We start from the raw sequence: 11,892 nt of genomic DNA, 5'->3' as shown, positions 1-11,892 counted from the left end.
CGCGGTGGCGAAGGTCGTTTCCAGCACCATCGTGTCGTCGAGGTAGCGGCGCGTCACCTCGGCCCGCGGATCGGTGGGTTGCACCGCGAAATGACCGCCGCGCGCATCGAGCAGCCGGGCGAATACCGCCGGCGAGTCGAAGCGCGGCGCGCACATCCAATCCACCGAGCCGCCGCGACTGACCAGCGCCGCGGTATGCCGATCCGACAGCAGCGCGTAGTCGGCGATCGGTGTGGTGCTCATGGCCGAGGCCGCTCAGGCACGCGCCTTGGCCCGCCAACGATCCGGGTCGTCTTCGAGGGCGGCGCGATCCCAATTGCCGCCCACCGCTGCCGCCTCATAGGTGTCCTGCAGGAAGTCCAGGAGCAGCCCGTCCGGATCGGGCGCTTGCCGGACCACCTCGTACGGCAGCACGAACTCGCCCATCTCCTTGCTGTAGGACGCCTCCGCGGGCCGGACCGGATGGTCGGCAAAGCCGTCGGGCTCCGGGTAGGCGTAGGCGTAGAAGCCACCTTCCGCGCCGCCGCCGGGCCAGAATCCGCAGCTGCTGAGTTCACGCGAGTAGCCCTCTACCATCACCCAGTCGCCGCAGTTGGGTGCGCCGCCCGGGTGCTTCGGGGCACTCCGCCCGGAGAATCGGGTGCAGGCCAGATCCATGGCGCCCCAGAAGAAGTGAACGGGGCTGACCTTGCCGATGAAGCGGGAGCGAAACCGGCTCAGCACCCGGTGCGCCTGCACCAATTGCCGCCAGAACAGTTGGGCGGCCTGCGGGTCATAAGAGGCGTGCTCGACGTCCTCGGCGAACGGCACGGCAGGCTCGACCTCGTTGGGGTGCGACTGGATTCGGGTTTGCAGACCCAACTCGTCCAGCGTCGACATGAACGCGCCGTGAAATTCCGCCACCGATTGCTCCCGCAGCGGGATCGCGCGGGTTGCACCGGAGCTGGTACGGATCGCCAACTGGTGGTCGATGAAGTCGAACTCGATGTCGAAAACATCGCTGTCGTACGGGATCGCCGACGTGGTGAGCCCACGGGGCGTGACATACAACGTGACCTGCCACCAGTGGTTCACCAACGGTGCATGTGCCAGGCGGACTTTGCCGACGATCTGGGTCCACATGTGCAGGGTGTCCCGGGTCGGTGCCCAGTCGTCGAGACGAAGGCGAGGCCAAGCGGATTCGCGCGTCATGATCCCCTACTACCCGTTTGCGGTACCGGTCACACCGTCGCCTCCGGCCGGTCGGTCGGTGCGCAGGTTGTCCGACGATGTCGCCGCCCACGCGGTGGCGAACAGGATCAGCCGTACGGTGATGTAGGCGAACACCAGCAGGCCCAGCACCGGTCCGAACACCGCCCCGGCCGGGCCGTTGATCACCGACTGCAAGTACACCGAGCCGGCCTGTTTGAACAATTCGTAGCCGACCGCGGCGATCACGCCGGCCCGCGCCGCGCTGGCCAGGCTGACCGACTCGCGGGGCAGCCGGGCGATCATCCAGGTGAACAGCAGCCATGACACCGCCACCGCCATCCCCACCGACGCCACCCGCAACACCGCGCCCAGCAGGTCGAAGTCGGGAACGCCGAGCCAGCGCAGGACCGTGCGCATCAGCTTCGGCTCGGCCAGTGCGGTCAGCGCGATCGTGACGAGCATGGCACCGAACGCCCACCCCATGGCGACCAGGTCCGACAGCTTCGCCGAGACGAAACCCTGCTTCTCCGAACGGGTTTCCCACATCTCGGAGAGCGCCTCGCGCAGGTTGGCCATCCAGGTCAGGCCCACCCAGGTGGCCGTCGCCAGACCGATCACCCCCACCGAGGCACGCGAGGAGATCGCGCTGTCCATCAACGACACCAGCTCGTTGCCGAACTCGCCGGGGACCAGGTGCTTGATCCGGCGTTCGATCCCGTCGAGCACCTCCGGCCGCCGCGACAGCAGGAAACCGCCGACGGAGAACCCGACCATCGCCAGCGGAAACAACGCGAAGATGGTGTAGTAGCTCATCCCGGCGGCGAAGAAGTTGCCCTGGCGCTCGTCGTAGCGTTCCTGCGCCCGCACCACGTGATCGAACCAGCCGTAACGCGCCCGCAGCCGGTCGATGATGCCCGGCTTGGCGGGCTCGGCCTCGTCGGTCACGGCTTTGTTCATGGCCGCGCCGGAAGGAATCCCACCCGGTCGTAGACCCGCGCGATGGTCGTGGCGGCCCTCGCCCGGGCCCGCTCGGCGCCGGCAGCCAGCACCGCCTGCAGCTCGCCCGGGTCGGCCAGCAGTTCGTCGACCCGGGCCTTGATCGGCGTGACGAACTCGGCGACGGCCTCGGCGGTCTCCTTCTTCAGGTCGCCATAACCGCGGCCGGCGTAGCCGTCCACCAGTTTCTCGACGCTCGCACCGGTGATCGCCGACTGGATGGTCAACAGGTTCGACACCCCGGCCTTGTTCTCCGGGTCGTAGCGGATCTCCCGTTCGGAGTCGGTGACCGCCGAGCGAATCTTCTTGGCGCTCACCGCTGGATCGTCGAGCAGGCTGATCAGGCCGGCGTCGGTGGCCGCCGACTTGCTCATCTTCGACGTCGGGTCGGCCAAGTCGTAGATCTTGGCGGTGGCCTTGGGGATCATCGGCTCGGGCACGACGAAGGTGTCGGGGAACCGTGTGTTGAACCGCTGCGCGACGTCGCGGGCCAGTTCCAGGTGCTGGCGCTGGTCCTCGCCGACCGGCACCACCTCGGTGTCGTAGAGGAGTACATCGGCGGCCATCAGCACCGGGTAGGTGAACAGGCCCACGGTGGTGGAGTCCGAACCCTGCCGCTGCGACTTGTCTTTGAACTGCGTCATCCGCGAGGCCTGCCCGAATCCGGTGAAACAGCCCAGCACCCAGGCCAGCTCGGCATGCGCCGGCACGTGGCTTTGCACGAAGATCGCACTGCGAGCCGGGTCGATTCCCAGCGCCAGGTACTGCGCGGCCGTCACCAGGGTGCTTTTCCGGAGCGTCGCGGGGTCCCAGCCCGGGACGGTGATGGCGTGCATGTCGACGACGCAGAACAGCGCGTCGTGATCGTCCTGCAGGTCCGCCCAGTGGGTGATCGCCCCCAGCGCATTGCCGAGGTGCAGCGACGCCGAGGTGGGCTGGACACCGGAGAAGACGACGGGACGGGATTCGGAAGCGCTCATGATTGCTCGATCCTGTCACGCCGTTGCGCCGATGGGCGCACCTGGTAACAGAGCGATTGCTCTGTTATTCTGGCCGCCATGCCCCGCCCGCGCGTGCACGACCCCGATCGGGTGCTGGACGCCGTCGAGTCGCTGGCGGCGCGCTCCGGTGCCGCCGCGGTGACGATCCGCGCCGTCGGCGAGGCGACCGGCGCCTCCAATGGCGCCGTCTACCACGGTTTCGGGTCACGAGCCGGGCTGGTGGCCGCCGCCTGGCTGCGGGCCGCGCGGCGTTTCCTGACGCTGCAGGACGAGCTGGTGAGCGCCGAGACGGTTGCGGCCGAGGCGGTGATCGCGGCCGCCGACGCCCCGGTGACCTTCGCCGAACGCCACCCGCAGTCTTCCAAGCTGCTGTCGGCGATCAGCCGCGACGACCTGCTCGACGCCGACCTGCCGGCCGAGCTCGCCGATCAGCTGCGTCATATCGACGCGGAGCTGATCGGGTTGCTGATTCGACTTGCCGACGCACTGTGGGGCCGCCGCGATGCCGCCGCGGTCGACACCATCACCACCTGCGTGGTCGACCTGCCTACCGCGATCGTGCTCAGCCGCGACCGGCTGGGCTCCGCCACCGCCCGAGCTCAGCTGCACGCCGCCGTACGCGCCGTGCTGTCCGTCGGACCGACCTTGAAAGGATCCCCCCATGAAGCTGACCTATGACGACAAGATCGCCGTGTTGGACCTCGGCGACGACGAGAACCGGTTCTCCCCGGACTTTCTCGACGAGATCAACGGCGTGCTCGACGACGTGGTGGCCGCTGAGGCGCAGGGCCTGGTCACCACCGCGGGCGGCAAGTTCTACACCAACGGCCTGGACCTGGACTGGCTGATGGCCAACGGCGACCGCACCGACTGGTACGTCGGGCGGGTGCACGCCCTGCTGGCGAAGATGCTGACGCTGCCGATCCCGACCGCGGCAGCCGTGGTCGGGCACGCGTTCGGGGCGGGCGCGATGCTGGCGATCGCCCACGATTTCCGGGTGATGCGCGCCGACCGCGGGTTCTTCTGCTTCCCCGAGGTCGACATCCGGATTCCATTCACCCCGGGGATGGCCGCGCTGATCCAGGCCAAGCTCGCGCCGCAGGCTCAGGTGGCATCGATGACCACCGGCCGCCGCTTCGGCGGCGAGGACGCCGCGGCTATCGGCATCGTCGACGGCACCGCCGGCGAGGGCGCGGTGCTCACCGCCGCTGTCGATCTGCTGCGGCCGCTGGCCGGTAAGGACTCGGGCACGCTGGGCGCGATCAAGGCCACCATGTTCGGCCCGGCGGTGGCGGCGCTCAGCGGCTAAATCCCACCTGTCTCGCCCGTCACCGGGGGGAGGACGCATGTCGGTTGCCCGCCTCTGAGCGACAATCAGGCGGTGCACCCACACGCCCGCACCGGCGCGAGGACTCGTGTTGTCGCTATGAGCCGGACAACTGCGGTATGCCATCCCCCACGTGGCGGGTGGGGCAGATGAGGACGAGGGCCGACCGGTGCCCGGGCGTGCTGCGGCCCTGGGCGGCCGACGACGGGCTGCTGGTGCGGTTGCGCCTGGTCGGCGGCCGGCTGCCAGCCGCTTCGCTGGCCCGCTTGCTGCAGGTCAGCGCCGAGTTCGCCGACGGCTCGGTCTATCTCACCAAGCGGGCCAACCTTCAGCTGCGCGGGCTGGCCGGGTGCGACGGGCGACTGGCGCCGGCGGCGGTGGCCGCGTTGGAGTCGACCGGGTTGTTGCCGTCGCGCAGCCATGAGCTGGTCCGCAACATCCTGGTCTCACCGCAGACCGGCCACGCCGGCGGGCGGGCGGACCTGCGCCCGGTGGCGGCGCGGCTGGACGCGCTGCTGTGCGACGATCCGCGCCTGGCCGCGCTGCCCGGCCGGTTCCTGTTCGTCCTCGACGACGGCCGCGGCGACCTGATCGATCGGTCAGCCGATGCCGGCCTGGTAGCGCTCAGCGGCACCGAGGCACAGCTGCGAGTCGGTGAGAACTGGGGGGCCGTGGTGTACATCGCCGACGCCGCCGAACGGCTGGCCGCCCTGGCCGGTGCGTTCCAGGCCGCCCGCGGCGACGGGCCCGACGCGCCCTGGCACATCCGCGAACTACCCGCCCCCCTTTTGTCCGTCATGGCGGCTGATGCGCGCCTGCCGGAACCGTCGGGTCCGCTACCCTTTGGCCCGGTGCCCGGTGGCACCCATGTGCCGGTGCCTGACGGGGTGTTGACGGCCGCATTCGGACGCACCCTGCTGGATGCCGCCGAGCTCGTCGTGACCCCGTGGCACGGCATCTTCGTCCCTGCGTAGGAGTTGGCTTGAACAGACCCACCAAGCGCTACGACTACATCGCCGACGGCCCGGCCATCTACGTCGAATCGTTCGCCACCATCCGCCGGGAGTCCGACCTGTCGCACATCCCTGCTACTGCCGAGCGGCTCGCGGTGCGGATGATCCACGGTGCCGGGCAGACCGACGTCGCCAAGGACCTGCTGATCCATCCCGAGGCGGTGCCGGCCGGGCGGGCCGCGCTCGACGGCGGCGCACCGATCCTCTGCGATGCCCGGATGGTGGCAGTCGGGGTGACCGCCGGGCGGCTGCCGGCCGGCAACGAGGTGCACTGCTATCTGCGTGACGAACGGGTCCCTGCACTGGCCGCCGACTGGGGCACCACCCGTTCGGCGGCGGCGGTCTCGTTGTGGGAGCCGGAGCTGTCGGGTGCCGTCGTCGCCATCGGCAACGCCCCCACGGCGCTGTTCCATCTGCTCGAGCTGATCATCGACGGCGGGCCGCGCCCAGCGGTGATCGTCGGCTGCCCGGTGGGGTTCATCGGCGCCGCCGAGTCCAAGGAGGCGTTGGCCGCCCTGCACCGCGACCACGGCATCGACATCCCGTTCGTGACCGTGCGCGGCCGGCGAGGCGGCTCGGCGATCACCTCCTCGGCGTTGAACGCACTCGCCTCGGATGCCGAATGACCGGCCGCTTTTACGGGGTGGGCCTGGGCCCGGGTGACCCCGAGCTGATCACCCGCAAAGCAGCCCGGATCATCGCCGACGCCGACGTAGTGGCCTACCACGCCGGGGTCAACAAGGCCTCGTATGCGCGCACCATCGCCGCCGACCTGATCCGGCCGGGTGTCATCGAGGAAGAGCTGCGCTATCCGGTCACCACCGGGGTCACCGATCACCCCGGCGGCTATGCCGGAGCGCTGGCCGACTTCTACGAGGCGTCGGCGTCACGGCTGGCCGCCCACCTGACCGCGGGTCGCACGGTCGCGCTGCTGACCGAGGGCGATCCGCTGTTCTACGGCTCGTTCATGTACATGCACGACCGACTGTCGACGCGCTTCGACACCGAGATCATCCCCGGTGTCCCCGCGTTCAGCGCCGCCACCGCCGCGCTCGGAATGCCGCTGGTGCGCCAGACCGACGTGCTGACCGTGCTGCCGGGCACACTGGGCGAGCACGAGCTGGCGATGCGGCTGGCCGACACCGACGGCGCCATCATCATGAAGCTCGGCCGCACCTTCCCCGCCGTGCGCCGCGCCCTGGCCGCCGCCGGCCGGTTGGAGCACGCCTACTACGTCGAACGGGCCAGCCATCCGCAACAGCGCTGGCTGCCGGTCGCCGAGGTAGAGGAAGCGAGCGTGCCGTACCTGTCGCTGATCGTGGTCGACGGGGATTCCCGCAACGGGCAGCGGTCGCGGACGTCGTCCGATCCGGTGGCGGCGGTCGTTGAGCCGGTCGCCGAGCCGGCCGAGCTGCTGGTGATCGGGCTCGGTCCCGGGCCCGGCGAGTGGTTGACCGGCGCGGCGGCCGCGGCGCTGGCCACCGTCGATCACGTGGTGGGCTACGGGCCCTATCTCGCGCGGATTCCGCAGCGGGCCGGGTTGCAGCGGCACTCCTCGGGCAACACCGTCGAGCTGGACCGGGCCCGCTTCGCGCTGGATCTGGCGCTTCGCGGCGAGAAGGTGGCGGTGGTCTCCGGTGGCGATGCCGGGGTCTTCGGGATGGCCTCAGCCGTCTTCGAAGCCGCCGATAACGAACGGTATCAACGTGTTTCGGTGCGGGTGCTGCCCGGCGTCTCGGCGGTGCAAGCGGTGGCCGCGGCCGCCGGCGCCCCGATCGGGGCCGACTTCGCGGTGTTGAGCCTCTCCGATCGCCTCAAACCGTGGGCGGTGATCGAGGCCCGGCTGGCCGCGATCGCCGAGGCCGATCTGGTGCTGGCGATCTACAACCCGGCTTCGCGTGCCCGGCCCGACCAGATCGCCCTGGCCCGCAAAGTGCTGCTGGAACACCGCGCCCCGCAGACCGTGGTGGTGGTCGGCCGTGACATCGGCCGGACCGAGGAGTCGCTGACGGTGACCACCCTGGGCGAGCTGGACACCGATGCGATCGACATGAAATGCCTTGTCCTGGTGGGAGCGTCGTCGACGCGGGCAACGTCCGCGGGCCGGGTGTGGACGCCCCGGTGGGTACGGTGAGCGTCCCTGTTCATTTCGTCGGCGCCGGACCCGGTGCCGCGGATCTGCTGACGGTCCGGGCGGCCCGCCTGCTGGCCGACGCCGATGTGGTGCTCTACCCCGGTAGCTATCTGGACCCGCAAGTGCTCGAACACTGTTGCGCCACCGCCGAACTGGTCGACACCGCGAAGTTGGACCTCGAGGCGATCGTGCACCGTCTGGTCACCGCTCACCGGGCGGGCCGGCGGGTGGTGCGGCTGGTGTCGGGCGATGCGTCGCTCTACAGCGCGGTCTTCGAGCAGACCCGCCGGCTCGACGCCGCCGGGGTGCCGTGGGACATCACGCCCGGCGTGCCGGCTTATGCCGCGGCGGCTGCCGTGCTCGGCCGCGAGCTCACGGTGCCGCTGGTGACGCAGTCGGTGGTGCTGACCCGGGTCCAAGCCGCCTCCACCGCGATGCCGCCGTCCGAATCGCTGGCCGCGTTCGCCGCGACCGGGGCCAGCCTGGTGCTGCACCTGGCGATCACCCGGACCCGGGAACTGATGGGCGAGTTGGAAGCCGACTACGGCGCGGACTGCCCGGTCGCGGTGGTCTACCGGGCGTCGCAACCGGATGAACTCGTGCTGCGCGGCACCGTCGCCGACATCGCCGATGCGGTCGAGGCGGCCGGGATGCGTTCGGCCGCGGTGATTCTCGTCGGGCGGGCCCTTGCGGACCGCCCCGACCCGTGTGGCGGCGAGAGCCATCTTTACGACGCGGCGCGAGACCGGTCAGGGCAGAGTTAGCGCCCACTGCGTGACGGCGCGGGCGGGTCTCCAGCCGGTGAACGCACCGAGCGGGGCGGCGTGTTCGACCTGGATACGGGTCAGCTCGCCGCCGTGCTCGGCGTAGGCCGCCGCCAGCTGCGCCTCGGTTTCCAGCGTGACAGCGTGGGCGACCAGTCGCCCGCCGGGCCGCAGCGCGACGAGGCAGGCGTCGAGCACCCCGGGCCGGCTCAGCCCGCCGCCGACGAAGACGGCGTCCGGGCCGGGCAGGCCTGCCAGCGCCGTCGGGGCCGTGTCGCAGACGACGCGCAGCGCAGGGACGCCGAGGTTGCGAGCGTTCGCCGAGATCCGCTGCGCCCGAGCCTGTTCCGCCTCGACGGCGATGGTCCGGCAGCTCGGGTGGGCGCGCATCCATTCGATGCCGACGGATCCGGCGCCCGCGCCGACGTCCCACAGCAACTGCCCGGGCGCCGGTGCCAATCGCGCCAGCGCGGCAGCCCGCAGGTCGCGTTTGGTGAGCTGCCCGTCGTGGTCGTAGGCCTGATCAGGCAAACCGGGCACCCATCCCCAGCCGCTTAGCAGCGGGCCGGTCAGCTCCAGGGCGACGATGTTGAGCCGCGGGACCGGACCTTTAAGGGACGGGAACGTCTCGGCGATGCTGTCCCGCCGTGACTCGGCGTCGCCGCCCAGGTCACCGAGCACCGTCATCCGGCTTGCCCCGTAGCCGCGCGCTACCAGCAGGGCCGCCAGCTGCGCGGGCGTCGTCTCGTCGGTTGAGAGCACCAGCACCCGCCGGCCCGGCGCCAGCTCGCGCAGCACCGCATGGATGTCGCCGGCCCGGATCACCGCCGCCGACTCGGCCGGCCAGCCCAGCCGGGCGCGGGCCAGCGTCACCGAGGAGACCGCCGGGACGATGGTGACCCGGTCGGCGCCGAACAGGTCGATCAGCGTGTTGCCCACCCCGGACAGCAGCGGATCACCGGATGCCAGCGCCACCACCTGCCGGCCGGCCAGGCTGTCGAACAGCGCCGGCAGCCCGGCCCGCAGCGGCGACGGCCAATCGTGGCGCTGCTGACCGGGTGATTCCGGCAGCATCGCCAGGTGGCGCGGCGCACCGATAACGGCATCGGCGGCCAGCACCCTCTCCCGCGCGGGTTCTGTCAGCCCGGCCCAGCCGTCGGCGCCGATACCGAGGACCACCAGGCGTTCGGCGGTGGGCACAGCTATGTCAGCCGTTCGGTGAGGAACTGCACCACCCGCTTGCGCGCCTCGTAGGCGGGGTGGCCGTCGACCTCGCGGACCTGGTCGGTGAGCACCGAGTGCGCCATCCGGGACAGCCCGCCCGGATTGCCCGGCGAGGAGTCGATCTCGATCACCTCGAACGCGTCCCCGAGCCGGGCCTTCAGCGTAGCGAAGCGGTCGCCGGGGGCCATCTTGTCCTCGCTGAACCGCAACCCCATGGCGCACAGCCCGTCGTTGGCGGCCCGGTCGGCGATCACCCCCAGCTCGACCTCGGAGAGCCCGGGATCGCGGCGCTGTTTGAGCGTCAGCGGTATCGGTACGGACGGTTGGGCTAGCACCGGCGCCAGCACGGCGTCGTCGACGGCGGCCGCCAGCGCAAAACCGCCGGTGAAGCACTGGCCGATCACCCCGACGCCCTTGCCGGGCGTCTTCTCGTTGAGGTCGCGGGCCAGCGCCCGCAGGAACTGGGTGACCGGACGTTGCTTGTCGGTGGCGAACGCGGCGAACTCCCGGGTCACGCAGGCACGGGCGATCGTGCTCAGCGCGTAGCCGGGCGTGAGCGCCTTACCGGGTTGGCCGAACAAAGACGGGATCGCCACGGTGAAGCCGTTGTCCACCAGGTGGTTTCCCAATCCGAGCACGCCGGGGTGTAGTCCCGGGATCTCCGGTATCAGTACCACCCCGGGGCCATGCCCCTTGCGGTACACGTCGTGGGTGAAACCGCCGCCGGTGAACGGCGCTGGGACCCAGCCGGTCAGGTCTGCTTCGGGTGCAGTCATCTCTGAGTGTCCTTTCGGTTGGTGTTAGGGTATCGGCGCGAAGTGCCAGGGAAGTCGGTGTGACTCCGACGCAGGCCCGCTACGGTGTTCCGCGGCGCATTCCCGCTGATTGGGAAGCGCTTCGGTCAGTCCGAATACCGGCTTCGCGTTGCCAACACCGGCATCACGAGCGGAGCCTCAATGCAACAGCTGTACCCCTTCCCTGCCGTCCTCGGCGGCGACCCGGACGCCCCGGGCGGCCTCGACGACATGGCGCTGGCGCTTGTCCTGAGCGCGATCTCCCCCGGTATCGGCGGCGTGCTCATCCGCGGCGAGAAGGGCACCGCCAAGTCGACGCTGGTTCGCGCGCTGGCCCAGGTGCTGCCGCCGATCGACGTGGTCGCCGACGACCGGTTCTCCTCCGATCCCACCGAGGCCAACCCGCTCTCCCCCGACGGCCCGTTCCCCGCCGACGCCGCCGTGCAGACCCGCCCGGTGCGGCTGGTGGAGCTGCCGGTCGGCGCCACGGAGGACCGGGTGGTGGGGTCGATCCACCTGGAGCGGGCGCTGGGTGCCGGCGTGGTGGAGTTCGAGCCGGGGTTGCTGGCCCGGGCCAACCGCGGCATCCTCTACGTCGACGAGGTCAACCTGCTCGCCGACCACCTGGTGGACCTACTGCTGGATGCCGCCGCCATGGGGCGACTGACCGTCGAACGCGACGGCGTCTCGGTTACCCACGCGGCACGCTTCGTGATCGTCGGGACGATGAACCCCGAGGAGGGCGAGCTGCGCCCACAGCTGCTCGACCGATTCGGGCTGACCGTTGAGGTGTCCGCGCCGCGCGATCCGGCGGTGCGCGCCGAGGCGGTACGCCGACGGTTGGCCTTCGACGCCGACCCCGAGGGTTTCGCCGCCGGGTACGCCGCGGCCGAGGAGCGGCTGCGGGCCCGGATTCACACTGCGCAGCAGCTGCTTTCGCGGGTGCTGCTCACCGACGCCGCGCTGGTCAAGATCGGCGAGATCTGTGCGGAATTCGATGTGGACGGCCTGCGCGGCGACATCGTCTGTGCCCGCACCGCGGTCGCCCACGCGGCATGGCAGGGCCGCGACGCGGTCAACATCTCCGATCTGCGGGTCGCCGCCCGGCGCGGCCCGCGCCAACCCCGTCGACGGTGAAAAGCCGCGCGCGGTAAGGGGAATCGGACCCGACGGTCGAGGTCGAGCCGGACCCACCCGGCACCGGCCCGCCGGCATCCGAGGACGGTGGGGCGTTCCCGCCCTCGGGTGGACCGTCCGGGTCCGGCTCGGGCTCGGACCCGGAATCCTCCGGGGGCAGCACCTCGTCGAGTTCGGCTTCATCGAGACCAGGGGCGTCGAACGGCTTGCGCCGCCGGCGATGCGGCAGGGCCAGCCGGGCGGCGACCCGCAGATCGGAGATGTTGACCGCGTCGCGGCCCTGCCATGCCGCGTGGGCGACCGCGGTGCGG

At 70.8% G+C, this 11,892-nt stretch carries 13 protein-coding genes, 1 pseudogene and 1 riboswitch; of the genes and pseudogenes, 7 read left to right on the top strand and 7 right to left on the bottom strand.

All coding sequences use genetic code 11. The features are described 5' to 3' along the window. The 4 genes from A5648_RS22180 to trpS all read right to left on the bottom strand — a co-directional run. Positions 1–243: trehalase-like domain-containing protein (locus tag A5648_RS22180; protein ID WP_234787518.1), on the bottom strand; the 243-nt coding region annotated here is incomplete at its 3' end. Between the two features lie 12 nt (positions 244–255). Next, a complete protein-coding gene (locus A5648_RS22175) occupies positions 256–1,191 on the bottom strand; it encodes a DUF5996 family protein (protein ID WP_065026634.1) in 936 nt (311 codons plus the stop codon). A gap of 9 nt (positions 1,192–1,200) precedes the next feature. Then, positions 1,201–2,148: an inner membrane protein YhjD gene (gene yhjD / locus A5648_RS22170; protein ID WP_065026633.1), complete on the bottom strand. Its 948-nt coding sequence runs from the start codon at positions 2,146–2,148 to the stop codon at positions 1,201–1,203. Then, the gene (trpS, locus tag A5648_RS22165; RefSeq protein WP_065026632.1) at positions 2,145–3,167 is read right to left on the bottom strand and encodes a tryptophan--tRNA ligase; all 1,023 of its coding nucleotides are present in this window, start codon (positions 3,165–3,167) and stop codon (positions 2,145–2,147) included. Before trpS ends, yhjD begins: the two co-directional genes overlap by 4 nt. A gap of 78 nt (positions 3,168–3,245) precedes the next feature. Between trpS and A5648_RS22160 the strand changes: the two genes are divergently transcribed. The 6 genes from A5648_RS22160 to cobM all read left to right on the top strand — a co-directional run bounded on the left by A5648_RS22160 (position 3,246) and on the right by cobM (position 8,426). Beyond that, a complete protein-coding gene (locus tag A5648_RS22160; RefSeq protein WP_065026631.1) occupies positions 3,246–3,866 on the top strand; it encodes a TetR/AcrR family transcriptional regulator in 621 nt (206 codons plus the stop codon). Next, positions 3,850–4,497 carry an enoyl-CoA hydratase-related protein gene (locus A5648_RS22155; protein ID WP_065026630.1) on the top strand — a complete coding sequence of 216 codons (648 nt, stop codon included), beginning with the start codon at positions 3,850–3,852 and terminating at the stop codon, positions 4,495–4,497. The genes A5648_RS22160 and A5648_RS22155 overlap by 17 nt, the downstream gene beginning before the upstream one ends. Before the next feature lie 167 nt (positions 4,498–4,664). Then, positions 4,665–5,489, top strand: a complete 825-nt coding sequence (locus A5648_RS22150) for a nitrite reductase (protein ID WP_207511819.1) — start codon at positions 4,665–4,667, stop codon at positions 5,487–5,489. An 8-nt stretch (positions 5,490–5,497) separates the two neighbouring features. Further along, a complete protein-coding gene (locus A5648_RS22145) occupies positions 5,498–6,154 on the top strand; it encodes a precorrin-8X methylmutase (protein WP_065026628.1) in 657 nt (218 codons plus the stop codon). Then, entirely contained in the window at positions 6,151–7,662 is a 1,512-nt protein-coding gene (locus A5648_RS22140; RefSeq protein ID WP_065026627.1) for a precorrin-2 C(20)-methyltransferase, read from the top strand. Before A5648_RS22145 ends, A5648_RS22140 begins: the two co-directional genes overlap by 4 nt. Continuing rightward, complete coding sequence (gene cobM, locus A5648_RS22135) at positions 7,659–8,426, top strand: precorrin-4 C(11)-methyltransferase (protein WP_234787517.1); 768 nt, start codon at positions 7,659–7,661, stop codon at positions 8,424–8,426. Before A5648_RS22140 ends, cobM begins: the two co-directional genes overlap by 4 nt. Here cobM and A5648_RS22130 read toward each other — a convergent pair. Together A5648_RS22130 and A5648_RS22125 are read right to left on the bottom strand one after the other, a co-directional pair. After that, the gene (locus A5648_RS22130; protein ID WP_065026625.1) at positions 8,412–9,626 is read right to left on the bottom strand and encodes a bifunctional cobalt-precorrin-7 (C(5))-methyltransferase/cobalt-precorrin-6B (C(15))-methyltransferase; all 1,215 of its coding nucleotides are present in this window, start codon (positions 9,624–9,626) and stop codon (positions 8,412–8,414) included. The genes cobM and A5648_RS22130 overlap by 15 nt on opposite strands. Positions 9,627–9,628: 2 nt before the next feature. Then, entirely contained in the window at positions 9,629–10,426 is a 798-nt protein-coding gene (locus tag A5648_RS22125) for a dienelactone hydrolase family protein (protein WP_065026624.1), read from the bottom strand. A gap of 23 nt (positions 10,427–10,449) precedes the next feature. Continuing rightward, positions 10,450–10,586: riboswitch (cobalamin riboswitch) on the top strand. 20 nt (positions 10,587–10,606) lie between these two features. On the opposite strand from A5648_RS22125, the pseudogene A5648_RS22120 reads away from it, so the two are divergent. Next, positions 10,607–11,578, top strand: a pseudogene (locus A5648_RS22120) (ATP-binding protein); the annotation flags it as partial. Here the strand turns inward: A5648_RS22120 and A5648_RS23015 are convergent. Further along, positions 11,520–11,834: a hypothetical protein gene (locus A5648_RS23015; protein WP_234787519.1), complete on the bottom strand. Its 315-nt coding sequence runs from the start codon at positions 11,832–11,834 to the stop codon at positions 11,520–11,522. The pseudogene A5648_RS22120 and the gene A5648_RS23015 sit on opposite strands and share 59 nt — an antisense overlap. Between the last annotated feature and the right edge of the window lie 58 nt (positions 11,835–11,892).

The sequence above is a fragment of the Mycolicibacter sinensis genome, from assembly GCF_001673565.1.
Classification (GTDB): Bacteria; Actinomycetota; Actinomycetes; order Mycobacteriales; family Mycobacteriaceae; genus Mycobacterium; species Mycobacterium sinense_C.
This window is presented reverse-complemented; position numbering and strand designations above follow the sequence as displayed.

Excerpts from the sequence above, each read along its gene's own strand:
- A5648_RS22175 (WP_065026634.1), bottom strand. The coding sequence starts at position 1,191 with ATGACGCGCGAATCCGCTTGGCCTCGCCTTCGTCTCGACGACTGGGCA.
- yhjD (WP_065026633.1), bottom strand. The coding sequence starts at position 2,148 with ATGAACAAAGCCGTGACCGACGAGGCCGAGCCCGCCAAGCCGGGCATC.
- trpS (WP_065026632.1), bottom strand. The coding sequence starts at position 3,167 with ATGAGCGCTTCCGAATCCCGTCCCGTCGTCTTCTCCGGTGTCCAGCCC.
- A5648_RS22160 (WP_065026631.1), top strand. The coding sequence starts at position 3,246 with ATGCCCCGCCCGCGCGTGCACGACCCCGATCGGGTGCTGGACGCCGTC.
- A5648_RS22155 (WP_065026630.1), top strand. The coding sequence starts at position 3,850 with ATGAAGCTGACCTATGACGACAAGATCGCCGTGTTGGACCTCGGCGAC.
- A5648_RS22150 (WP_207511819.1), top strand. The coding sequence starts at position 4,665 with ATGAGGACGAGGGCCGACCGGTGCCCGGGCGTGCTGCGGCCCTGGGCG.
- A5648_RS22140 (WP_065026627.1), top strand. The coding sequence starts at position 6,151 with ATGACCGGCCGCTTTTACGGGGTGGGCCTGGGCCCGGGTGACCCCGAG.
- A5648_RS22125 (WP_065026624.1), bottom strand. The coding sequence starts at position 10,426 with ATGACTGCACCCGAAGCAGACCTGACCGGCTGGGTCCCAGCGCCGTTC.